Origin of the sequence: Ralstonia sp. Ralssp110 (assembly GCF_047325135.1) — a bacterium.
GTDB classification, from domain to species: Bacteria; Pseudomonadota; Gammaproteobacteria; order Burkholderiales; family Burkholderiaceae; genus Ralstonia; species Ralstonia mojiangensis.
In genome coordinates this window covers 1,223,862-1,247,628 of the sequence record NZ_CP168610.1, presented here as the reverse complement: position 1 = coordinate 1,247,628, position 23,767 = coordinate 1,223,862, and the positions used below count along the sequence as shown (strand labels likewise).

Genomic DNA, 23,767 nt, shown 5'->3' with positions numbered 1-23,767 from the left:
CGGCGCAAACCCCGCCATGTTCGCACGACTTCAGCGGGCCAGCGCGCGGGCCTCGTCAGCGTGCCAGGGCAGTGCCTGCTCTGCGGTGAGCAGCGAAACGTGCTCGGTCGGCCGGTAGCCGGCGAGATGGCCCAGACCTTCGCGGAAGGCCGGCTGCCCGATGCGCTCGATCAGCTCGCGCACCCATGGCGACAGCGCGTCATTGCGGCGCACCGCCAGGTAGTACGTTTCGCGCGTCAGCGGCACAAAATGCAGGCCATGGGCTTCTGCGCCAGGGCGCAGGCCGAAGCCGACGTCCGCCCGCCCTTCCTGCACGGCCACGGCGATCTTATCGCTAGAGAATTCCTGCTCGTCATACCCGTTGATCTGATCGGGATACAGCCCGGCCGCCACCAACAACTGATCGAACAGCAAACGCGTGCCCGAACTGCGCTGGCGATTGATGAAGCGCGCCTGCGTGCGCGCAAGATCGCCCAATGACTGCACCCGCCCGGCCCATTCGCCCGACATCATCAACCCCTGCTCGCGATCGGCCAGGGCGATCAGGCGCACGGCGGTCGGTCGCAACCACTTACGCAAGGTCTGGTGCGCGATCGAGCCTGCACCCTGCTGCGGTGCCACATAGAAGCCGGCCACCTCGCATTGCTTTTCCTGCAGGCAAATCAGCCCTTCAACAGCGCTGCAGAACACGGTATCGATGTGGGCGCCGTGGCTTTGTCGCGCGAACGTCTCGGCCAGCACTTCCACGGCCGGGTCGTGGCTGCCCGAGAAACGGATGCGCGCCTGCGACTGGGATGCATCTTCCAGCTCGGAGAGGAACTGCCCCATGGCTTGGTGCAGCGCCGGATCGAGTTGCTCACGCAAGCGCATCTCGGCGCGCAGCATGCGCTCACCAAAGAGCGTGAGCGACGCCCCCCGGCCGCGCTCCATGTCGAGCAGCGAGCGGCCAAGCATCTCTTCCCACGACCGCATCACCCCCCAGGCATGCCGGTACGACAACCCCACCTGTTTGGCCGCGCGGTGCAGCGACCCCGTCTCGCGCACCGCCCGCAGCAACTGAAACACCTTGCCGTTGGCACGCGGGTTGTCGTCCGGCCCCACTACCGGAAACACTTCGAACTGGAATGTCATTATGTTTATGGTTTCCTATTTACTTCTGCCGTGACCCGGGAGAACAATCGTGCTCATCCCCGGGGGGCGGGCACATCGTGGCCGCTGTCCGCCCCGACGTTGCCGCCATCATGCAGCATCCGACATAAAGCGTCCACGCCTTCCCGCCAACCCCACAACATGCCCGGATTGTCCCTAACCCTTCGGCTGCCCGCTGTCATCTGTATGACACTCGCGGTCGCCACCGCTGCATATGCTGGCGATCTCCGCATGGCTACCACCACCAGCACAGAAAATTCAGGCCTGCTGAAAGTCCTGCTACCGAAGTTCGAAGCAGCCACCGGCATCCATGTGCACGTGATTGCCGTTGGCACCGGCAAGGCAGTCAAGCTGGGGGAATCGGGGGATGTGGACGTAGTGCTCGTTCACGCGCGCCCACTGGAAGACGCCTTCGTCGCCTCGGGCGGCGGCATCGACCGCCGCGACGTGATGTACAACGATTTCATCCTCGTGGGCCCTGAGGCAGACCCCGCCCGCGTGCGCGGCCAGAGGAACGTCATCCAAGGGATGGAGACCATCGCCGCGGCAGGCGAAAAAGCCGGCGCCAAGTTCATCTCGCGCGGTGACAACTCCGGCACCGACGTCATGGAAAAGGCTTACTGGAAAACAGCCAACATCGATCCGAAGGGCAAGCCGTGGTACGTCAGCGCGGGGCTCGGAATGGGCGAAGTGCTGAACATGGCCGCGCAGATGAACGCCTACACGCTCTCGGACCGCGCAACCTACGGCGCCTACCGCGCCAAGACGGGTCTCGACATCGTGCTGGCCGGAGACCCGCGCATGTTCAATCCCTACGGCATCATCGCGGTCAACCCGAAGAAATACCCCAGCGTCAACTACACCGATGCGACCAAGTTGATCGAATGGATCACGTCAACGGCCGGTCAGCAGGTGATCGCGGACTTCAAGGTCAACGGGGAACAGGTGTTTTTCCCTGATTACGGGAAGGCCGTCGCAAGCGGAAAGTAACGCCGCCCGGCGGCATGGCAAAGCAGCGGCGGTGCAGCTTCAGGCCACCGCCGATTCCAACTGCGAATGCTGCGGCAGCTCGGCCGCCACCTCGCCGATCATGCGGCGCAGCCACATCACATCGGGCGCGGCATGGCTGCGTTCATGCCAGAGCTGGTAGAAGCGCATCTTCGGGAACGCCATGGGCGTCGGCAGGATGCGGATCGGCAAATACTGGGCGCAGTGCGCCGCAAACTGGCGCCCCGTGGTGAAAACCAGATCGGTGCGCATCAGCACATACGGCACCAGCCCGAAATACGGTAGCGACACCTGGATCTGTCGCTTCAGCCCTTGCTCTGCAAGTGCCTGATCGATCATGCTGCGCTGCATGACGGCGTACGGCGCGGGTGCAAGATGCGGCATCTCCACATAGTGCTTGAGCGAGATTCCCTTGCGCGCCAGCGGGTGCTGTGCGCCCAGCATGCAGACGACTTCATCGTCGAACAGCGGCGAAATGTGCAGATGTTCGGGCGGCGACAGCCAGTTGCCGATCACCAGGTCCATGCCGCCCTGCTCCAGTGCGGCAAGGTAATCGACGCCGGCATTGAGCGGATGCACTACGAGTTTGGCCTGCGGCGCCTGCTTGCGCAGACGCTCAACGATGTTGGGCAGGAAAAAGGCATCGAGATAATCCGGCGCACCGAGGTGAAACGTGCGGGTCGTGTTGCCGGGGTCGAACTCCTGCGACGGGCGCGCGATGCGCTCCATCGCCTCCAGGCTCTGCTGCGCGAGCGCCAGCAAATCATGGCCGCGCTCGGTTGGCACCATGCCGTTCTTGCCGCGCACCAGGATGGCGTCGCCGGTGATTTCGCGCAGGCGCTTGAGCGTATTGCTGATGGCCGGCTGCGACTGGCCGAGCTTGACCGCCGTACGCGTGACGCTCTGCTCGGTGAGCAGCGTATAGAGAACGCGCAGGAGGTAGGTATCGAGGTGATCTTTGCCGTGCATCTGGAGGCGGGTATCGGCTGCGCCGACCCTTCTAAAAAACGTGCTTGGGGACGCTGCCAGTGTATGTCACTTGCACACCGCGCCGCCAGACCGCTACTGGCGGGTATACCCCGGATTTTGGCTTTCCGATGCGGGTTATCACATGGGCCAAATATTGCATTCCTGGCCCGGTGCTATGGTTCCGTTACACACACAAACAGGCGTAGAACCCCCATGGAGACTCAGCCCATCCGCTTCTTCCACCGCGGTCAGGTCCGCACCGTCACGGATGCCCCGATCACCCGGACGGTGCTTCAATACCTGCGTGAAGACGCACACTGCACAGGCACCAAGGAAGGGTGCGCCGAGGGCGATTGCGGTGCGTGTACCGTCGTGCTCGGCGAACTGCAGGAAGACGGCAGCGTTGGCCTGAAGGCCGTCAACGCGTGCATCCAGTTCCTGCCCACGCTGGACGGCAAGGCGCTGTTCACCGTGGAAGACGTGCGCGGCAAGGATGGCACCCTGCACCCCGTGCAAGAGGCCATGGTGGAGTGCCACGGGTCGCAGTGCGGCTTCTGCACGCCAGGCTTCGTGATGTCGCTCTACGCCTTGTACGAGAACACCGACAATCAGGCGCCCATTCCTTCGCGCCAGACCATCTGCGATTCGCTCACCGGCAACCTCTGCCGCTGCACTGGCTACCGCCCGATCATCGACGCCGGCGAACGCATGTTCGAACTCCCCGCGCCGGCAGGCATCGACCGCACGCAGTTGGCTGAAACGCTGCGCAAGCTGCAGCGCAACGACACCTTCAGCTACGCCCCCGTCGGCACCGAGAATGCGCCACGCTTCTACGCACCGCGTACCGCATCCGCCTTTGCCGCTATCAAGGCCGCGCATCCGAGCATCCGCATCCTGGCCGGCAGCACCGACGTCGGCCTGTGGGTCACGAAGCAGTTCCGCGACCTGGGCGACATCCTGTACATCGGCCAGGTGGCCGATCTCTACGCCCTGGAAAAACGCGACGGCTGGATCGAGATCGGCGCCGCCGTCTCGCTGGAAAAGGCCTACGAATTCCTGGCCGCGGACTACCCCGAAGTAACCGAATTGTGGAAGCGCTTTGCCTCGCTGCCGATCCGCAATGCCGGCACGCTGGGCGGCAACGTCGCAAACGGCTCGCCGATTGGTGACTCGGCGCCCGCGCTCATCGCTATCGGCACGCGCGTCGTACTGCAGCGTGGAGAAGTGCGCCGCGAGTTGCCGCTCGAAGACCTCTACCTCGCCTACCAGAAGAACGCGATGGAAGAAGGCGAATTCGTTGCGGGCCTGCGCATCCCCGCACGTGAGGGCCGCGATGCCTTGCGCTTCCGTACGTACAAGCTATCCAAGCGCTTTGACGAGGACATCTCCGCCGTGTGCGCGGCGCTGGCCATCGAGCTGGACGGTGACATGGTGCGTAGCGCACGCATCGCCTACGGCGGCATGGCGGCAACGTCCAAGCGCGCGACGGAGACGGAAAACGCCATCGTCGGCCAGCCGTGGAACGAAGCGACCGTGCGCGCTGCCATGGCAGCCATGTCGCGCGACTACACCCCGCTGACCGACATGCGCGCGACCGACAACTACCGTCGCATATCGGCTGCCAACACGGTGTACCGCTTCTGGCTGGAAACCCGCACCGATGCGCCGCTCGCGCCCGAACAGATCAATGTGCGCGCGGTCGAATTGAATACCCTCACGGCAGCGTAAGAACATGAACAAGCAAACCGAAGCCTTCCTGCTGGCGGAAGCCGATATTGCTGCCGCCATGCCCGGCCAGCGCGGCGCTGTGGTGGGCATTTCGCGCCCGCACGAATCTGCGCACCTGCATGTTGCGGGCACCGCCACGTACACCGACGACATTCCTGAGCTGGCCGGCACGCTGCACGCAGCGCTCGGCATGAGCACGCAGGCGCACGCGCGCATCGTCAACATGGATCTGGACCGCGTGAAGGCCGCGCCCGGCGTGGTGGCGGTGTTTACATCTGCCGACATTCCCGGCACGAACGATTGCGGCCCGATCATCCACGACGACCCGATTCTCGCAACCGACACGGTGCACTTCATCGGCCAGCCGATGTTCATCGTGGTGGCGACGTCGCACGATGCGGCGCGCCGCGCGGCGCGTCTGGGCAATATCGAATACGAAGTGCTGCCCCCCCTTCTGACGCCCGAAGAAGCGCGCGCCGCCGGCAAGTCCGTGCTGCCCCCGATGCACCTCAAGCGCGGCGAACCGGCCGAGCGCATCGCTGCCGCTCCGCATTCCGAAGCCGGCAAGATGTCGTTGGGCGGGCAGGAGCAGTTCTATCTCGAAAGCCAGATCTCGTACGCCGTGCCGAAGGAAGACAACGGCATGCACGTGTGGTGCTCGACGCAGCATCCGACCGAGATGCAACACATGGTGTCGCACATGCTGGGCTGGCACGCCAACCAGGTGCTGGTCGAATGCCGCCGCATGGGCGGTGGTTTTGGCGGGAAGGAATCGCAGTCGGGCCTGTTCGCCTGCTGCGCTTCGCTGGCGGCGTGGAAACTCGCCTGTCCCGTCAAGCTGCGTCCGGACCGCGACGACGACATGATGATTACCGGCAAGCGGCACGACTTCCGCTTTGCCTACGAAGCCGGCTACGACGACGACGGGCGCATCCAGGGCGTCAAGGTCGACATGACCTCGCGCGCCGGTTTTTCGGCCGACCTGTCGGGCCCGGTGATGACGCGCGCCATCTGCCACTTCGACAATGCCTACTGGCTGCCTGAGGTCGAAATCGACGGCTTCTGCGCACGCACCAACACGCAGTCGAACACTGCCTTCCGCGGCTTCGGCGGCCCGCAGGGCGCGTTTGCCATCGAATACATCATGGACAACATCGCGCGCTCGGTCGGCAAGGACGCGCTCGATGTACGCCGCGCCAATCTGTACGGCAAGGACAAGAACAACATCACACCGTACGGGCAGACCGTGGAAGACAACGTCATCCACGAACTGCTCGACGAGTTGGAGGCGACATCCGATTACCGCGCCCGCCGCGAAGCGATTCGCGCATTCAATGCGACAAGCCCAGTGCTCAAGCGCGGCCTGGCGCTGACGCCGGTGAAGTTCGGCATCTCGTTCAACGTGAAGCACTTCAACCAGGCCGGCGCGCTGGTGCACGTGTACAACGACGGCTCGATCCTCGTGAACCACGGCGGCACCGAAATGGGCCAGGGCCTGAACACCAAGGTTGCGCAGGTCGTGGCGCACGAACTGGGCGTGTCGTTCGCGCGCATCCGCGTGACGGCAACGGACACCAGCAAGGTGGCCAACACCTCGGCCACGGCGGCATCCACAGGCAGCGACCTGAACGGCAAGGCTGCACAAGACGCCGCACGCCAGATCCGCCAGCGCCTGATCGCGTTTGCCGCAGAGCATTACGAAGTGCCCATCGAGACGGTAGCAATCTTGGGCGACCACCTGGAAATCGGCGCACGCCGCGTGCCGTTCGATGAGCTGATCGGCAAGGCCTACGTTGCCCGGGTGCAATTGTGGTCCGACGGCTTCTACGCCACGCCCAAGCTGCACTGGGATCAAGCCAAGCTCAAGGGCCGTCCGTTCTACTACTACGCCTATGGTGCCGCGGTGTCGGAAGTTGTGGTCGACACACTCACCGGCGAATGGCGTCTGCTGCGCGCCGATGTGCTGCACGACGCTGGCCGCTCGATCAACCCCGCCATCGACATCGGCCAGGTGGAAGGCGCATTCATCCAGGGCATGGGCTGGCTGACGACCGAAGAGCTGTGGTGGAACAAGAACGGCAAGCTGATGACGCACGCGCCGTCCACCTACAAGATTCCGACGGTCAACGACTGCCCGCCGGATTTCCGTGTGAACCTGTTCAACAACGCCAACGTGGAAGACAGCATCCACCGCTCCAAGGCGCTGGGTGAGCCGCCGCTGCTGCTGCCGTTCTCGGTCTTCTTCGCCATTCGCGATGCGGTGGCTGCGGTTGGCGATGGCCGCACGAACCCGCCGCTGAATGCGCCGGCCACCAGCGAGGAAATCCTCAAGGCCGTGGACGCCATCCGCAGCGCCCCGCTCTCGGCCTAAGTTCGGAGACCACATCATGGACCACACGCAACTGCGCCCATTCCGCTTCGCCGACGTGCTTGCCACCGTGCAGGCCGGGCAGCCGTGCGTGCTGGTCACAGTGACCGACGTGCAGGGCTCCGCGCCGCGCGAGCCGGGCACGCTCATGCTGGTAGGCACCGACGGCTTCTTCGGCACCATTGGCGGCGGCCATCTGGAATGGCGTGCGATGGAAATCGCCCAAGCGATGATGGACGCGTCCGAGGCCTCCGGCGAAGCACGCCGCCAGTTCGTGCGCATCCCGCTCGGCCCCGCCCTCGGCCAATGCTGCGGCGGCGTAGTCCGCCTGTCGTTGGAGCGCCTCGATGCGCGCGACGTTGAATGGATCAGGCTTGCGGATGACGCCATGCGTCAACGCCGCAGCCTGCGTCGGTTTGTGCCGACCGATGTGGGAGCACCCGTCGAAGCGAGCATCGGCGATGCCGCCGCAGCCGGCGTGACGCTCGACGCCGGCGGTTTCACCCAAACCGTGCTGCCGCCCGACATGTCGATCGTGCTGTGCGGCGCGGGCCATGTCGGCCACGCAATCGTGCGTGCGCTGGCCCATCTGCCGTGCCGCGTGACGTGGGTGGATGAACGCGATGCGATGTTCCCGTTCCCTGCTGAAGTGCCGCCGAACGTCGTCATCGAATCCACCGATACGCCGGAAGCCGTGATCGATCACGCGCCCGCCGGCAGCTACTTCCTGGTCATGACGCACAACCATGCGTTGGACCTCATGCTGTGCGAACACATCATGCGCCGCACGGACTTTGCTTACTTCGGCCTGATCGGTTCCAAGACCAAGCGCGCGCGCTTCGAACATCGCATGGTCGAGCACGGCGTGGACCCAGCCCGCCTGCCGGAAATGGTGTGCCCGATTGGCGTGGCAGGCATTGTGGACAAGGCGCCGGATATCATTGCGGTATCCGTCGTCGCGCAACTGCTGCAGGTGCGAGAGCTGCAACAGCACGCGCTCACCAGCGCCAGCAGCGGCGCGGCGGTCCCTTACCGAGTCCCCACGCCTGTCTAATCATGCCGATCTCTTCCGCGCTTGCAGAACGCATCGCCACCAGCCCCAAAGCTGAACTGCACATCCACATCGAAGGCTCGCTCGAACCCGAACTGATGTTTGCGCTGGCTGAGCGCAACGGCGTGAAGCTGCCGTATGCGTCGGTGGAAGAAGTACGTGCCGCCTACGCCTTCGACGATCTGCAATCGTTTCTCGACCTGTATTACGCGGGCGCCAGCGTGCTGCTCACCGAGCAGGATTTCTACGACATGACGGCCGCTTATGTGGCGCGCGCGCTTGCCGACAACGTCCATCACGCCGAGATATTCTTCGACCCGCAGACACATACCGCGCGCAACGTGCCCATGCATGTGGTCATTCACGGTATCGTCCGCGCCCTGGATGACGCCGAGCGCGAGCATGGTTTTTCCAGCGCCCTAATCCTCTGCTTCCTGCGCCATCTGAGCGAGGAAGACGCATTCGACACGCTCGAAGCTGCGCTGCCCTATATCCAGGACCCGGCCAACCGCATCATCGGTGTGGGGCTGGATTCATCCGAGCGCGGCAACCCGCCGGAAAAATTCGCACGCGTATTCGCACGCTGCAAGGAACTCGGCCTGCGCCTCGTCGCCCACGCCGGTGAAGAAGGCCCGGCGCAATACGTGATCGACGCCCTCGACATCCTCAAGGTGGAGCGCATCGACCACGGCGTACGCGCCATCGACGATGCCGCGCTCGTCAAGCGCCTCGCCGCCGAACGCATCGCGCTGACGGTCTGCCCGCTGTCGAACGAAAAACTGAAGGTCTACCCCGACCTGCGCGACCACTCGCTCAAGCAACTGCTGGACGCTGGCTGCGCTGTGACGCTGCATTCCGACGATCCAGCCTACTTTGGCGGCTACATGAACACCAACTGGCTCGCCACGTTCAACGCCCTTGACCTGTCTGCGGCCGATGCGCACACGCTCGCGCGCAACAGCTTCGAGGCGTCCTTCCTGCCCGAACAGGACAAAGCCCTGTGGCTTGCCAAGGTTGACGACCACTGGAAAGCCACACACTAAAAATCCACGAGACGACATGACCACGATGCCTCCGACTTCCAACACCGTTCACGCTTACCGCGGCCGCGTGCTGCATTTCCTGCACGATCCGCAGTATCGGGAGCGCGATGCCTATGAATACTGGGAAGACGGCCTGCTCGTGGTCTCGGGCGGCAAGGTGGTCAAGGCCGGCGACTATGCCACGCTGCGCGAAGACCTGCCCGCCGGCACGCAATTGCACGACTACAGCGGCAAGCTGATCGTCCCGGGCTTCATCGACACGCATATCCATTTTCCGCAGACGGACATGATCGCGTCGCCCTCGCCGGGCCTGCTGCACTGGCTGGAGACGTACACGTTCCCGGAAGAGCGCCGCTTCGAAAGCGAGCAGTACGCCGCCGGCGTCGCCTCGTTCTTCCTCGACGAACTGCTGCGCAACGGCACGACCAGCGCGATGGTGTGGAGCACCGTGCATCGCGGCTCGACCGAGACGCTGTTCACGCAAGCACAGCAACGCGGCATGCGCATGATCACCGGCAAAGTGATGATGGATCGCAACTGCCCGGAATACCTGCGCGACACGGCTGAATCCGGCGCGCGTGACACGGCTGACCTGATCTCCCGCTGGCACGGCAAGGATCGTCTGGCCTACGCCATCACACCGCGGTTCGCGCCCACCTCGAGCGAAGCGCAGTTGCAGGCCTGCGCAGAACTCGCCAAGCAATACAAGGACGTCTTCATCCAGACGCACGTCGCAGAAAACCCCGACGAAGTGAAATGGGTGGCTGACCTGTTCCCCAACGCACGCAGCTATCTGGACGTCTACGACCGCTACGGCCTGCTGCGCAAAGGCGCCTTCTACGGCCACGCCATCTGGCTGGACGACGGCGACCGCCAGCGCATGGCCGAATCCGGCGCGGCCGTGGCGCACTGCCCCACGTCCAACCTGTTCCTGGGCAGCGGCCTGTACAACTTCCACAAGAACGACGCGTACCGCCTGGCGCTCACGCTGGCCACTGACGTTGGCGGCGGCAGCTCTTTCTCGATGCTGCGCACGATGGGCACGGCGCACAAGGTCGCGCGCATGGGCGGTTATCACCTGACTGCGCTGCGCATGTTCTACCTGGCCACGCGCGGCGCCGCTGAAGCACTCGGTTGGGAAGACCGCATCGGCAGCTTCGTGCCGGGCGCGGAAGCCGACTTCATCGTGCTGGACCCGGCTGCCACGCCGCTGCTGGCCCGCCGCAATGCGCGCTCGGAAACACTGGAAGAGCTGCTGTTCTCGTTGGCGTTGCTGGGCGAGGATCGTGCGGTATCCGCCACTTACGTGCAGGGCGAACCCGCGAAATTTGCGGTTGGCGCCAACGCTTGATGCACTTATAATCGCGGCTTCCATTGGGGAGTAGCCGCTCGAAGTCGTCACTTCGAGGGCCACGTCAACAGACTTGACCGCCGTCGCAACGACAGGTGGTTATGGCGTGGTCAGCCGCACTCAGGGTGCCACCCCGGCACCCGGTGACGCGCCTGGCGAGACCGATGACAACCCACTGCGGACAGGGCCGGCAGTGGCGCGTCATTGGTTCGCATACGGCCCGGACACCACAACAACATGGAAGCCTTTCTCGTCTCCACCGGCATCGTCGCACTCGCTGAAATCGGCGACAAGACGCAATTGCTGTCGATCTTGCTGGCTGCGCGTTTCCGCAAACCAGTACCGATCATTCTCGGCATCTTCATCTCCACCCTCGTCAACCATGCCCTGGCCGGCGCCGTCGGCGGTTGGATCACGCACGTGCTTGGCGAGAACGTGCTCCGGTGGATCCTGGGCGTGGGCTTCATCGCCATGGCTGGGTGGATGCTGATTCCGGACAAGCTCGACGACGAAGAGGCGCCTTCAACTGCGCAGCGCGGGCTGGGCATTCTCGGCACCACCATCGTCGCGTTCTTCTTTGCCGAGATGGGCGACAAAACACAGATCGCGACGGTGGCACTGGCAGCGCGCTTTAACGACGTGTTCTCGGTCGTGGCAGGCACGACCGTCGGCATGTTGCTGGCGAACGTGCCGGCTGTGCTAATGGGCAACAAGTTTGCTGCGCGCATGCCGATCACGCTGGTGCATCGGATTGCGGCGCTGGTCTTCCTGGTGCTGGGTGTACTGGCGTTGCTGGGCGTCGGGAAGTAAGTCGTCAATCCGAGGCTCTGGGGCTGCCCTGCCGGCGCCCCTTGCGGCCGGTGAGGCAGAGGCGAATCGAGCCCAGCCAAGGACACATCGCTGCAGACGCTTCAGGCGAAACGAAAAAAAACGGGGCCGTAGCCCCGTTCAACCCTCACCGGTCATGCCACCCGCTAGGGAACGAATGGCATGCTCCGATAAACCTTTCCGTTGTTGCTCAGCGTGCGCCTCAGTTCGTCTTGGCGCCGCCTTCGAACCACTTGGCGATGATCGTGCGCTCGTCGTCGGTGATTTGCGTCACGTTGCCCAGCGGCATCAGCTTCTGCTGCACGACCTGCTGGTAGACGAGCTGCGCATGCTTGCCCAGTTCTTCCGGCGTATCGAGCAGCACGCCCTTAGCCGGCGAAGGCATCAGGGTAGGATGAGCCGAGTGACATTGGTAGCACCGTGCGGTAACGACTGCCTGTACTTTGGCGAAGTCCGAACCGCCAGCGGCTGTCGGAGTGGCCGCTGCGGCCATACCCGTCGCTGCCGCAGCAGACGTGCTTTCGGCGGCAGGCGCTGCCGGACGCGACACCGGAGCAAGCCACAGCGCAACACCCAGCAGCACGGCCACGCCTGCTGCCGGATAGCCCCAGTTCACGACGCCCTTGTGCTTCAGGATGAAGAACTGGCGGATCAGTACGCCAGCCAGCATGATCAGCACCAGCACAGCCCAGTTGTACTTGGCGGCGTACGTCATGCTGTAGTGGTTCGACAGCATCGCAAACAGCACCGGCAGGGTGAAGTACGTGTTGTGCACGCTGCGTTGCTTGCCGCGCTTGCCGTGGATCGGGTCCGGCTTCTCGCCTGCCTTGAGCGAGGCCACCACCTTGCGCTGGCCCGGGATGATCCAGAAGAACACGTTGGCGCTCATGATGGTCGCGATCATCGCGCCGATCAGCAGGAACGCTGCACGGCCCGAGAACAGGTGGCACGCCGCAAACGCCGCAATCACCACGTAGATCGCCACCAGAATGCCCACCACGCGGTCGTTCTTGCCGAACACACGGCAGATCGTGTCGTACACCAGCCAGCCGACCACCAGGAAGCCCAGTGCTAGCAGCACGGCCGTCGTCGCCGTCATGTCGAACACGCTGCGATCGATCATGTAGACGTTGGCGTTGAACAGATACACCACCGTCAGCAGGGCAAAGCCCGACATCCACGTCGAGTACGACTCCCAGTAGAACCAGTGCAGATGATCGGGCAGTTGCTTCGGTGCCAGCAGGTACTTCTGCGGGTTGTAGAACCCGCCGCCGTGCACGGCCCAAAGCTCGCCGTCGACGCCCTTGTCCTTCAGGTCCGGTGCGCTCGGCTTGGTCAGGCTGTTATCGAGCCAGACGAAGTAGAACGACGAACCGATCCACGCGATCGCGACGATCACATGCAACCAACGCAAGAGCAAGTTGGCCCAGTCGAGGATATAGCCTTCCATGATGACTCCCTGCCCTGTTAGCTGCCGCGATAGGTCGAATACGACCACGGCGATACCAGCAGCGGCACGTGGTAGTGCGCGCTGGTATCGGCCACGCCAAAGCGCAGCGTCACCACGTCCAGGAACGCGGGCTCGGGGAGTTTGACGCCAGCGGCGCGGTAATACTCGCCAACGCCGAAGTCCAGTTCATACACGCCAGCCTGCAGCGCGTCGCCTTCCAGCAGCGGCGCATCGCAACGACCATCGTGATTGGTGCGAACCAATTTGATCGGTTGCCGTTGATTGTCGACAATTTTGAACAGTGCGATCGCCAGGTTTTGGCCCGGCGTGCCTGCGGCGGTGTCGAGCACATGGGTGGTCAAGCGTCCCATTTGTCTTCCTCTGTAGTTCGAATTTTCAGAAGCGCCGCTGCCTCCACTTGCACCTCGCGCCAAACCCTTGTGTGACAAGGGCTAGCGTCGGGGCCCGCTCGGTACGTGCTATGCACGCATCCCGGCGCGCGTCCAGCCGGTTTACGCCTGCCCTCCATATGGGGAGGGGCATGCCAAACCGGCAAAGCCGTCGCTCGTTCTGGGTCCGACGCCGTGTCTCTGCCGTGTCCCTAGACCAGGCTCGAAACAGGGATTTCCCTAGTTTGTCGGATTCCCGAACGCATTTTGTTGACAATATTGAAGGCGGCTATGAATAATTGTCAACAGGTTTTCGCAGTGGCCTATGCCGCGGCGCACTAATGAAAGGCAGGTCTGCCATGTCCAAGAATCTCAAGCTGGTCTCCACGGAAGTGGCGTCGAAATCGGGCGTCAAGGCATCGGGAGCAACACGCATGTCGGTCGAAGAACGGATGTATCACGAGATCTACGACGCGATCATGGAACACCGCCTGCCCCCGCGCACCAAGCTGACGGAACATGCGCTGTGCGAAATCTATGCCACCGCGCGTCATACGGTGCGCAAGGTCTTCTCCCAACTGGCCGCTGACGGCCTGGTCGACCTGGAGCCGAATCGCGGCGCGTTCATCGCAGCGCCCTCCATCGACGAAGCCCACGCCATGTTCGAGTTGCGTCAGATCCTCGAGCGTGCGGTGCTCGACAAGGTCGGCCGCAGCAGCAATCCCAAGGCAGCCATCGCCCCGCTGCTCGAACTCGTCAAGCAGGAACGCCAGGCGTTTGTCACGCAGGATCGCCCGCGCTGGATTCGCCTGTCTGCGGAGTTTCACGTGGCGCTGGCCGAGCAGTCTGGTAACCCGCTGGTGGTCGAGATGATGCGCCGGCTGGTGTCGCGCACCACCCTGATGATCGCCAGCGTCGAGGCCCCAGGCAACAACGCCTGCTCGTTCGACGAACACCTCGACATCCTCAATGCACTGGAGCGCGGCGACGCCAGCGCTGCCCAGGCCCACATGGCCCAGCACTTGCAATGTTGCGCCGATCGCGTACGCCCCGAAGCGCCCGCTGATTTCGATCTGCGTTCGGTATTGGGCCCGCGCGGCGGGAAGGACAAAGTCTAGGACCGGTTTAGCTGTATGGGCGAGCCGGCACGACAGAGGCCGGCCGCCCAAGAACCTGTTCACGATCCGCAGCAATCAGCCCAAGGTTGGCCCGGGAAACACAGCCCTACACGAGTACGGCGAGTGTCACAGGGCAAGCCCGCAGCGCGCAGCAGGAACGTGGTCAGGCTCAAAGCTGGACGCCGTCCGGCTTACCACCCAAAGGAGACCTTTATGGCAAGCAGCACCATCGCCGCCCCCACGGCGGACCTGACCAATGAGCGTGTGGCGTACGGACGCCTGCTCGCATTGGGCCTGCAACATGTATTGGTGATGTATGCAGGCACCGTGGCAGTGCCTCTGATTGTGGGCGGTGCACTGCATCTGCCCAAGGAACAGCTCGCTTTCCTGATCAACGCAGATCTTTTTGCCGCCGGCCTTGCCACGCTCATCCAGGCCTTCGGTGTGTGGAAGTTCGGCATCCGCATGCCGGTCATGATGGGCGTGACGTTCGCGTCGGTGGGCCCGATGATTGCCATCGGCACCGACCCGAGCATCGGCCTGCTCGGCATCTACGGCGCCGTGATCGCGGCGGGGTTGTTCGGCATCATCGTCGCGCCGCTCATGGGGCGCGTGCTTGGGCTCTTTCCGCCGGTCGTGACGGGCACCGTCATCACGCTGATCGGCATGTCGCTGATGGGCGTGGGGATCAACTGGGCAGCGGGCGGCCAGCCGACCATGAAGACCATGGTCGACGGCGTGCTCAAGACCGTGCCCAACCCGGCCTACGGCGATCTGAGCGGCCTGGGCATTGCGCTGGCAGTGCTCGTCATCATCCTGTTGCTGACGAAGTACGGCCGCGGCCTGATCGGCAACATTGCCGTGCTGCTGGGCATCGTGATCGGCACGTTCATCGCCATGGCGTTCGGCAAGGTCAGCTTTGCCGGCATCACCGAGGCCGACTGGGTGGCCGTGATCACGCCGCTGCACTTCGGCATGCCGACCTTCCACTTCGGCGCCATCGCTTCGATGTGCATCGTGATGATGATCACGCTGGTGGAATCGACCGGCATGTTCCTGGCGCTGGCAGAAATCACCGGCAAGAAGCTCTCCACCGATGACCTCACGCGCGGCCTGCGCGCTGATGGCCTGGGCACCGTGATCGGCGGCCTGTTCAACACGTTCCCGTACACCTCGTTCTCGCAGAACGTGGGGCTGGTGACGGTCACGGGTGTGCGTTCGCGCTTCGTGGCAGCCATGGGCGGCCTGATCCTGATCGCGCTGGGCCTGTTCCCGAAGATGGCGCACATCGTGGCGTCGGTTCCCTCCTTCGTGCTGGGCGGCGCGGGCATCGTGATGTTCGGCATGGTGGCCGCCACGGGTGTGCGCATTCTCGGCTCGATCGATTTCAACAAGTATCGCCACAACCTGTTCATCGTGGCGATCTCGATCGGCTTCGGCATGATCCCGACGCTGGCACCGACCTTCTTCCAGTACCTGCCGCATTGGCTGGAGCCGGTCACGCATAGCGGCATCGTGCTGGGCACGCTGGTCGCGGTCATCCTGAACCTTTACTACAACGGCATGCAGTCGGCCGAGCACGCAATGCGCGACGCTGCCGCCAACACCCACGGCACGGAGTAATTGCATGAACGCCACTGTCGCGCACAACGACCCGCTTTTGATCGCCCGCCATGCCGACGTGCTGGTCACCATGGATGCGCAACGCCGCGAGATCCCCGACGGCGCCCTGGTTGCGCGCGGTGGCGTGATCGAATGGGTCGGCGCCACGGCGGATCTTCCGTCGCAGTATCGCGAGGCTATCGGTCAGCCCAACGTGCGCGTGATGGAGTTGCGCGACCAGGTGGTCACGCCGGGCTTCGTCAACACGCACCATCACATGTATCAGAGCCTGACGCGCGCCCTACCCGCCGCGCAGGACGCGGAACTGTTCGGCTGGCTGACGAACCTGTATCCGGTGTGGGCAGGCCTCACGCCAGAGATGGTGCGCGTGTCCACGCTCACGGCGATGGCGGAACTGCTGCTCTCGGGTTGCACGACCTCGAGCGACCACCTGTATCTGTATCCGAACGGCAGCCGGCTCGACGATTCCATCGAAGCAGCGCAGCAGATTGGCATGCGCTTTCACGCGGCGCGCGGCAGCATGAGCGTCGGCCGCAGCCAGGGCGGTTTGCCGCCGGACCGCGTGGTCGAAGGCGAAGAGGCGATCCTCAAGGAAACGCAGCGCCTGATCGAAACCTGGCACAACGCCGATCGCCATTCGATGCTGCGTGTTGTGGTGGCACCGTGCTCGCCTTTCTCCGTCTCGCGCGACCTGATGCGCGAATCGGCCAAGCTCGCGCGCAGCTACGGCGTATCGATGCACACGCACCTGGCCGAGAACGACAACGACATCGCATATTCGCGCGAGAAGTTCGGCATGACGCCGGCCGAGTACGCGGAAGACCTCGGTTGGGTCGGCCGCGACGTCTGGCATGCGCACTGCGTGAAGCTCGACGCCCACGGCATCGACGTATTCGCACGCACCGGCACCGGCGTCGCGCATTGCCCGTGCTCGAACATGCGGCTGGCGTCGGGCATTGCGCCCATCCGCACCATGCGCGATGCCGGCGTGCCGGTCGGCCTAGGCGTGGATGGCAGTGCATCGAACGATGGCGCGCACATGCTCGGCGAAACACGCCAGGCCATGCTGCTCGCACGCGTCGGCTTTGGCCCCGCGGCGATGAGCGCGCGCGAGGCGCTGGAGATCGCCACGCTCGGCGGGGCGCGTGTGCTCAACCGCGACGACATCGGCGCGCTCGCACCCGGTATGTCGGCCGACTTTGTCAGCTTCGATCGCCACCAAGTCAGCTTTGCCGGCGCCGACCACGACCCGGTCGCGGCGCTGGTGTTCTGTGCCCCGTCCAACGTGGCGCACAGCGTGATCAACGGGCGCGTGGTCGTCGAAGACGGCCGCCTGACCACGCTTGAACTCGACGCCCATCTCACGGTTCACCGGAGGCTCGCGCTGGAACTGGCGCAGGCTGCCCGGGCAGTCCCGGCCTGACGCGATGGCGCTTTGTCTTGTTCATGACGCCGCTGTGATGTCGTGAATTTGGAAAGCCGCATTCCACTGTCTGACCGGTGTTGTATGAAGTCTCCTCGACATGAAAAAACCATGACAAACAATAACTATCCGCGCGATCTCATCGGTTACGGCAAGAACCCGCCCAACGCCAATTGGCCGGGCGGTGCACGCGTAGCCCTGCAGTTCGTCCTCAACTACGAAGAGGGCGGTGAAAACTGCGTCTTGCACGGCGACGCCGGCTCCGAGCAGTTCCTCTCCGAAATCATTGGCGCTGCGGCCTACCCCGACCGCCACATGAGCATGGAGGGCATCTACGAATACGGCTCGCGGGCGGGCGTGTGGCGCATCCTGCGCGAGTTTGAAAAGCGCGGCCTGCCGCTGACGATCTTCGGTGTGTCGATGGCCCTGCAGCGCCATCCGGACGTGACGCAAGCCTTCGTTGACCTGGGCCACGAAATCGCCTGCCACGGCTGGCGCTGGATCCATTACCAGAACGTCGACGAAGCGACCGAGCGCGAGCACATGCGCATCGGCGTCGAGATCATCCGCGAGCTGACTGGCAACGCACCGCTGGGCTGGTACACCGGCCGCGACAGCCCCAACACGCGCCGCCTCGTGGTCGAGCACGGCGGCTTCGCCTACGACGCCGACTATTACGGCGATGACCTGCCCTTCTGGACCGAAGTCCAAACCTCGTCCGGCGAGCACAAGCCGCACCTGGTGGTGCCGTACACGCTCGACACCAACGACATGCGCTTCGCCAGCCCACAAGGCTTCAACACGGCCGACCACTTCTACCAGTACCTGAAGGACGCATTCGACGTGCTGTACGAAGAAGGCGATCCCAGCGGGCTCGCGCAGCCGAAGATGCTCTCGATCGGCATGCACTGCCGCCTGCTGGGCCGCCCGGCGCGCTTCCGTGCGCTGCAGCGCTTCCTTGACTACGTGCAATCGCACGACAAGGTGTGGATCTGCCGCCGTATCGACATCGCGCGGCACTGGATCCAGAACCATCCGTATGCCAAGCAACCCGTTTTGAGCACCACAGCATGAGCCAGACCACCTATACCCTCTCGCAACTCAACGGCATGGACGCACCGCAGTTCATGCAAGTCCTGGGTGGCATCTACGAGCACTCGCCGTGGGTTGCCGAACAGGCCGCCACGCAGCGTCCGTTCGCCTCGGCGGAGGCACTCGCAGCCGCCATGCGCAATGCAGTGGATACCGCAGGCATTGAGCCTCAGCTCAAGCTGGTGCGCGCCCACCCGGAGCTGGCCGGCAAGGCTGCCGTGCGCGGTGAACTGACTGCCGAGTCGACGCGCGAACAAAGCGGCGCGGGCTTGAACCTGTGCACGCCGGAAGAGTTTGCGCGCCTGCAGGCGCTCAACGCCCAGTACAACGAGAAGTTCGGCTTCCCATACATCCTGGCAGTGCGCGGCTATGACCGCCACGGAATCATCGAGAACTTCAGCAAGCGCGTGGAGAACGACCGCGATACCGAGCTGCGTACGTCGCTCGAACAGATTCATCGCATCGCAGGTTTTCGCCTGGCCGACTTGATTTCAGCGAACTGATTTTTCAGGTTCATCAGCAAAAACAACGCTGTGGGCGCGGTGTCATGGGGCATGGGACGCCGATCGGCATGGAGCCTGACCAGCCGACCTGCGACCGCATCAAAGAATGCGGCGCAACCCGCAGTGATCTTCAACAACAAAGGAGGTAGCAATGCAGTCGAAATTCAAGCGTGGCGTAGCCGCGCTGGCAGTGGCATCGGCACTGGGGGCAGCAAGTGCCGGTGCGCAAGCGCAATCGTCCGTCACGTTGTACGGCCAGGTGGATGCCTGGGCCGGCGCCACCAAGAGCCTGGGCGCACCGGATCGCGCCTGGGGCGTCAACTCGGGCGGTATGTCGACCTCGTACTGGGGCATGAAGGGCAGCGAAGACCTCGGCAACGGCCTGAAGGCGATCTTCACGCTGGAAGCGTTCTTCCGCCCCGACACCGGCAAGTACGGCCGCTTTGACGGCGACACGTTCTTCGCCCGCAACTCGTTCGTCGGCCTGCAATCGAGCACGTGGGGCTCGATCAAGCTCGGCCGCCTGACGCCGCCGTACTTTGTCTCGACGATCCTGTTCAACCCGTTCATCGATTCGTACACGTTCTCGCCGATGGTGTTCCACACGTACCTCGGCAACGGCCTGAGCGGCCCCGGCGGCATCTCGGGCCTCGTCGGCGATTCGGGCTGGAACAACTCGATCATGTACTCGACGCCGGACTTCAACGGTCTGACGGCCAACTTCATCTACGGCGCGGGCGAGCAAGCTGGCCACAATGGCCAGAACAAGTGGGGCGGCAACTTCCTGTACTTCCATGGCAACTTCGCGGCCACGGCAGCCTTCCAGCAAGTGCGCTTCGACTCCGCTCCGGGTGACCTGAACGCGCTGGTGGCAGGCTTCTCGCGCCAGACGGCCGCGCAACTGGGCGCCACGTACGACTTTGGCGTGGCCAAGGTGTACGGCCAATACCAGTACATCAAGAACGCCATCAACTCGGGCGACGCGAAGAGCAACGGCGGCCAACTGGGCGTGTCGGTGCCGGTGGGCCCGGGCAGCATCCTGGCGTCGTACGCGTACACGAAGACCTCGGGTGCGGCTGACGTGAAGCGCAACACGTGGGCAGTCGGCTACGACTACTCGCTGTCCAAGCGCACCGATGTGTACGCCGCGTACATGCGCGACAAGGTGACGAACCTCAGCTCCGCAGACACCTTCGGCGTGGGCATCCGCGCGAAGTTCTAAGCGGTCGGCAGCAAAGAAAAACGGCGCCTGGACTTTCCCCAGGCGCCGTTTTCTTTTGGACCGCCAACCTTCAGCGGCCCAACATTCGGATCAACCGATCAGCGCGTAGCCGACACGTCTGCCACCGCCAGTGCCGTCATGTTGACGATGCGGCGCGATGTGGCCGACGGGTTCAGGATGTGCACCGGCTTGGCCGCGCCCAGCAGGATCGGGCCCACCGTCACGCCCTGCCCGCCCGTGATCTTGAGCAGGTTGAAGGCAATGTTGGCGGCGTCGAGCGACGGCATCACCAGCAGGTTTGCGCTGCCCGAGAACGCGCTCTTGGGCAGGAAGTGGTGGCGGATGTCTTCCGACAACGCTGCGTCGCCCTGGATCTCACCTTCCACCTGCAGATCTGGCGCTTCGGCCTTCAACAGGTCATACGCGGCGCGCATGCGGCGGGCCGATGCGTTCTTCGACGAGCCGAACATCGAGTGCGACAGCATCGCCACTTTCGGTTCCTGGCCGAAACGGCGCACTTCTTCTGCTGCCAGCTTGGTGATGTCGGCCAGCTCTTCTGCGCTCGGCATTTCATTGACGAACGTGTCGGTGATGAACAGCGTGTGCTTCTCCAGCATCAGGCCGTTCATGGCGGCGAACACCTTGGCGTTCGGCGCCAGACCGATCACGTCGCGCACGTGTTCCAGGTGGGCATCAAAACGGCCAACCGTGCCGCACAGCAGCGCATCGGCATCACCCAGACGCACCAGCAGTGCGCCGATCAGCGTGTTCGAACGGCGCAGTGCCGACTTCGCCATATCCGGCGTCACGCCGTTGCGGCCCATCAGCTCGTGGTAAGCGGTGTGGTACTGGTGATAGCGGCGGTCGTCTTCCGGATCCACCAGCTCGAAATGCACGCCCGGCTTCAGGCGCAGGCCCGCCTTCTGGATACGCATTTCAATCACGTGCGGGCGGCCGATCAGGATCGGCTTGGCCAAGCCTTCGTCGACCACCGTCTGCACCGCACGCAGCACACGCTCTTCTTCACCTTCGGCGTACACGACGCGCTTCGGGTTGGCCTTGGCGGCCGAGAACACCGGGCGCATGGTCAGGCCCGTGTGGTACACGAAGTCGCTCAGCTGGGCGCGATAGGCATCCAGATCCTTGATCGGGCGCGTAGCCACGCCGGACTCTTCCGCGGCCTTGGCGACGGCGGGTGCGATCTTCTCGATCAGGCGCGAATCGAACGGCTTCGGGATGATGTAATCCGGGCCGAAGGTCAGGTCCTGGCCGGCATAAGCCTGAGCCACTGCGTCGTTCGTTTCGGCTTCGGTCAGTTCCGCGATGGCCTTCACGCACGCAAGCTTCATCTCTTCCGTGATCTTGGTGGCGCCACAGTCGAGCGCACCGCGGAAGATGTAGGGGAAGCACAGCACGTTGTTGACCTGGTTCGGGTAATCCGAGCGGCCGGTGGCAATGATGCAGTCCGGGCGCGCCGCTTTGGCCACTTCCGGGCGGATTTCCGGCTCGGGGTTGGCCAGCGCCAGGATGATCGGCTTCGGAGCCATGGTCTTGACCATGTCGGCGGTCAGCACGCCTGCGGCCGAGCAACCGAGGAACACGTCTGCGTCGCGCACGATGTCGGCCAGCGTACGGGCCGACGTGTCTTGCGCATAGCGTGCCTTGTTCGGCTCCATCTTGGCGTCGCGGCCAACATAGATCACGCCCTTCGAATCGACCACGTAGACGTTTTCACGCTTGACGCCCAGGCCCACCATCACGTCCAGGCAGGCGATGGCCGCGGCACCCGCGCCCGACACGGCCACCTTTACGCTGCCGATGTCCTTGCCGACAACCTTCAGGCCGTTGAGCAGCGCCGCCGACGAGATGATCGCCGTGCCGTGCTGGTCATCGTGGAAAACGGGAATGTTCAGGCGGTCGCGCAGCTTCTGCTCGATGTAGAAGCACTCGGGGGCCTTGATGTCTTCGAGGTTGATCCCGCCGAGCGTCGGCTCCAGCGAGGCAATGATGTCGACCAGCTTGTCCGGATCGCGCTCTGCCAGTTCGATATCGAACACATCGACGCCGGCAAACTTCTTGAACAGGCAGCCCTTGCCTTCCATGACGGGCTTGCTGGCCAGCGGCCCAATGTCGCCCAGGCCCAGCACCGCGGTGCCGTTGGTGATCACGCCGACAAGGTTGCCGCGCGAAGTGTACTCCGCCGCCAGCGACGGGTCTTGCTCGATCGCGGTACACGGATACGCCACGCCCGGCGAATACGCCAGCGAGAGGTCACGCTGGTTGATCAGCGCCTTGGTCGGGCGCACCTCAATCTTGCCGCGCGTCGGGGAGCGGTGGTATTCAAACGCCGCGCGGCGCAGTTCGGCCTCGGCGCCTTGGTCTTGGGAATCCGGCGAGGCGTCGTGAAGCTTGTCGTTCATAGCAATGAATCCTGATGGGGAGTTCCGCAGATGGCGCACATGCGCTCAGGCAGAAACTCCCTGAGACGAAGTGGCAAAAAACAGTGGGAACAGAGAGAAACCGGGGGTGAGGCCGCACGCGTTGCACAGCACCGTCAAGAGGGTAGCGACGGGGCGGAGGCGGCGCCGGCCAGGGGTGGCGGTCGACGCGAGACGGGATGAATTGACAACGCTCAAGCGGGATACGGCTGGCGGCCTACAGATTAGGTCATGCATTCTAACGTAGACCGCCAGCCAAAACCCACCCTGGCGCACTACTTGGGTGTCGGCCCGGATGCGGGTTTCGCCGCCGGTTTCACCGATGGATCAACGGGCAATTCTATGAGGATGGGCTGCGCGTTCGGTGCCGGAAAATTGGCAAAGGCGCTGCGTACCAGATAGGGCATCACAGCCGTCAGCGATCCATCCCCTCCCTGCGTTTGCGCCGTCACCTGATACACGCGCTTGCCGGTGGCTGCCTCGTCAATTTCCACGTGATAGGCATAGAACGGCACCTGCACGTTGGTATCCACATATTGTGGCCCCCATGGGCCCCAGGGCCCCCAAGGGCTGCGCCACGGCCCCCAGGGCCCCGGACCCCAATATGGGTCCGGATACACGGGCTGGCGCACCTGCACGAGGCGCGTGGCGGTCGAGTAGTCCAGGCGAACCAGATAGCGTGCGCTGGCACGCGGCACGCTGGTAAAACCGTGGGAAGCTAGTTGGTCAGATGTCCACGCCTCGTAGGTCTGGCGTTCCAGATCATTTTGCTGCGGTGCGGTGTGCTCGAAGGCATAGGTGCGCGGCGGGTTGTCGGTCCAGCCGGGTTGCCGGAACGCGGTCACCTGGCTGGTAACCGTGCTCGCGCAGCTGGCCAGCAGGCTGGCCGCCATCAGCGCGCCGACCATCGGCCAGACGCCCGATGTCTTGATCCATTTCCACATAGAAAATCCCCCTACTCTCAATCAGACAGATGGTCGCGGGCCCCGGAAGCGGGGCTGCGCGCGCTCTGTT

The 23,767-nt window shown here is 63.9% G+C and carries 19 protein-coding genes and 1 riboswitch; of the genes, 13 read left to right on the top strand and 6 right to left on the bottom strand.

The features are described 5' to 3' along the window. Window positions 1-30: 30 nt before the first annotated feature. Complete coding sequence (locus tag ACEN9T_RS14630) at window positions 31-1,131, bottom strand: substrate-binding domain-containing protein (RefSeq protein ID WP_092969521.1); 1,101 nt, start codon at window positions 1,129-1,131, stop codon at window positions 31-33. A 159-nt stretch (window positions 1,132-1,290) separates the two neighbouring features. Here ACEN9T_RS14630 and ACEN9T_RS14625 point away from each other — a divergent pair, with 159 nt between their 5' ends. Next, window positions 1,291-2,139: a substrate-binding domain-containing protein gene (locus ACEN9T_RS14625; RefSeq protein WP_413708107.1), complete on the top strand. Its 849-nt coding sequence runs from the start codon at window positions 1,291-1,293 to the stop codon at window positions 2,137-2,139. 39 nt (window positions 2,140-2,178) lie between these two features. Here ACEN9T_RS14625 and ACEN9T_RS14620 read toward each other — a convergent pair whose 3' ends face one another. Then, the gene (locus ACEN9T_RS14620; RefSeq protein ID WP_024975264.1) at window positions 2,179-3,126 is read right to left on the bottom strand and encodes a LysR substrate-binding domain-containing protein; all 948 of its coding nucleotides are present in this window, start codon (window positions 3,124-3,126) and stop codon (window positions 2,179-2,181) included. A gap of 213 nt (window positions 3,127-3,339) precedes the next feature. On the opposite strand from ACEN9T_RS14620, the gene xdhA reads away from it, so the two are divergent. The 6 genes from xdhA to ACEN9T_RS14590 all read left to right on the top strand — a co-directional run bounded on the left by xdhA (window position 3,340) and on the right by ACEN9T_RS14590 (window position 11,477). Next, a complete protein-coding gene (gene xdhA / locus ACEN9T_RS14615; protein ID WP_413708106.1) occupies window positions 3,340-4,854 on the top strand; it encodes a xanthine dehydrogenase small subunit in 1,515 nt (504 codons plus the stop codon). Between the two features lie 4 nt (window positions 4,855-4,858). Next, window positions 4,859-7,225: a xanthine dehydrogenase molybdopterin binding subunit gene (xdhB, locus tag ACEN9T_RS14610; RefSeq protein ID WP_413708105.1), complete on the top strand. Its 2,367-nt coding sequence runs from the start codon at window positions 4,859-4,861 to the stop codon at window positions 7,223-7,225. A gap of 16 nt (window positions 7,226-7,241) precedes the next feature. After that, window positions 7,242-8,276 carry a xanthine dehydrogenase accessory protein XdhC gene (xdhC, locus tag ACEN9T_RS14605; protein WP_413708104.1) on the top strand — a complete coding sequence of 345 codons (1,035 nt, stop codon included), beginning with the start codon at window positions 7,242-7,244 and terminating at the stop codon, window positions 8,274-8,276. Window positions 8,277-8,278: 2 nt separating this feature from the next. Next, window positions 8,279-9,316 carry an adenosine deaminase gene (locus ACEN9T_RS14600; protein ID WP_413708103.1) on the top strand — a complete coding sequence of 346 codons (1,038 nt, stop codon included), beginning with the start codon at window positions 8,279-8,281 and terminating at the stop codon, window positions 9,314-9,316. A gap of 16 nt (window positions 9,317-9,332) precedes the next feature. Further along, window positions 9,333-10,667 carry a guanine deaminase gene (guaD, locus tag ACEN9T_RS14595; protein ID WP_413708102.1) on the top strand — a complete coding sequence of 445 codons (1,335 nt, stop codon included), beginning with the start codon at window positions 9,333-9,335 and terminating at the stop codon, window positions 10,665-10,667. Between the two features lie 13 nt (window positions 10,668-10,680). Continuing rightward, window positions 10,681-10,850, top strand: a riboswitch (yybP-ykoY riboswitch). 54 nt (window positions 10,851-10,904) lie between these two features. After that, window positions 10,905-11,477: a TMEM165/GDT1 family protein gene (locus tag ACEN9T_RS14590; protein ID WP_413708101.1), complete on the top strand. Its 573-nt coding sequence runs from the start codon at window positions 10,905-10,907 to the stop codon at window positions 11,475-11,477. Window positions 11,478-11,697: 220 nt separating this feature from the next. Here ACEN9T_RS14590 and ACEN9T_RS14585 read toward each other — a convergent pair whose 3' ends face one another. Then, window positions 11,698-12,945, bottom strand: a complete 1,248-nt coding sequence (locus ACEN9T_RS14585; protein ID WP_413708100.1) for a urate hydroxylase PuuD — start codon at window positions 12,943-12,945, stop codon at window positions 11,698-11,700. Window positions 12,946-12,962: 17 nt separating this feature from the next. Next, window positions 12,963-13,316 carry a hydroxyisourate hydrolase gene (gene uraH / locus ACEN9T_RS14580; protein WP_413708099.1) on the bottom strand — a complete coding sequence of 118 codons (354 nt, stop codon included), beginning with the start codon at window positions 13,314-13,316 and terminating at the stop codon, window positions 12,963-12,965. A 377-nt stretch (window positions 13,317-13,693) separates the two neighbouring features. Here uraH and ACEN9T_RS14575 point away from each other — a divergent pair, with 377 nt between their 5' ends. From ACEN9T_RS14575 to ACEN9T_RS14550, 6 genes are all read left to right on the top strand, one after another. Next, window positions 13,694-14,452 carry a GntR family transcriptional regulator gene (locus tag ACEN9T_RS14575; RefSeq protein WP_413708098.1) on the top strand — a complete coding sequence of 253 codons (759 nt, stop codon included), beginning with the start codon at window positions 13,694-13,696 and terminating at the stop codon, window positions 14,450-14,452. Between the two features lie 213 nt (window positions 14,453-14,665). Continuing rightward, window positions 14,666-16,075, top strand: coding sequence for a nucleobase:cation symporter-2 family protein (locus ACEN9T_RS14570; RefSeq protein ID WP_092969491.1), 1,410 nt, complete (start codon window positions 14,666-14,668; stop codon window positions 16,073-16,075). Between the two features lie 4 nt (window positions 16,076-16,079). Next, window positions 16,080-17,498: an 8-oxoguanine deaminase gene (locus ACEN9T_RS14565; RefSeq protein ID WP_413708097.1), complete on the top strand. Its 1,419-nt coding sequence runs from the start codon at window positions 16,080-16,082 to the stop codon at window positions 17,496-17,498. 111 nt (window positions 17,499-17,609) lie between these two features. Then, window positions 17,610-18,572 (top strand): allantoinase PuuE, encoded by a 963-nt coding sequence (puuE, locus tag ACEN9T_RS14560; RefSeq protein WP_413708096.1) that lies wholly within the window; start codon window positions 17,610-17,612, stop codon window positions 18,570-18,572. Then, entirely contained in the window at window positions 18,569-19,093 is a 525-nt protein-coding gene (gene uraD / locus ACEN9T_RS14555) for a 2-oxo-4-hydroxy-4-carboxy-5-ureidoimidazoline decarboxylase (RefSeq protein WP_413708095.1), read from the top strand. Before puuE ends, uraD begins: the two co-directional genes overlap by 4 nt. Before the next feature lie 151 nt (window positions 19,094-19,244). Then, complete coding sequence (locus ACEN9T_RS14550) at window positions 19,245-20,315, top strand: porin (protein ID WP_092969479.1); 1,071 nt, start codon at window positions 19,245-19,247, stop codon at window positions 20,313-20,315. Window positions 20,316-20,413: 98 nt separating this feature from the next. On the opposite strand, the gene ACEN9T_RS14545 is transcribed toward ACEN9T_RS14550, so the two are convergent. Continuing rightward, window positions 20,414-22,735, bottom strand: a complete 2,322-nt coding sequence (locus ACEN9T_RS14545) for an NADP-dependent malic enzyme (protein ID WP_092969476.1) — start codon at window positions 22,733-22,735, stop codon at window positions 20,414-20,416. A gap of 293 nt (window positions 22,736-23,028) precedes the next feature. Further along, a complete protein-coding gene (locus tag ACEN9T_RS14540) occupies window positions 23,029-23,697 on the bottom strand; it encodes a DUF4136 domain-containing protein (RefSeq protein WP_092969473.1) in 669 nt (222 codons plus the stop codon). Window positions 23,698-23,767 lie beyond the last annotated feature (70 nt).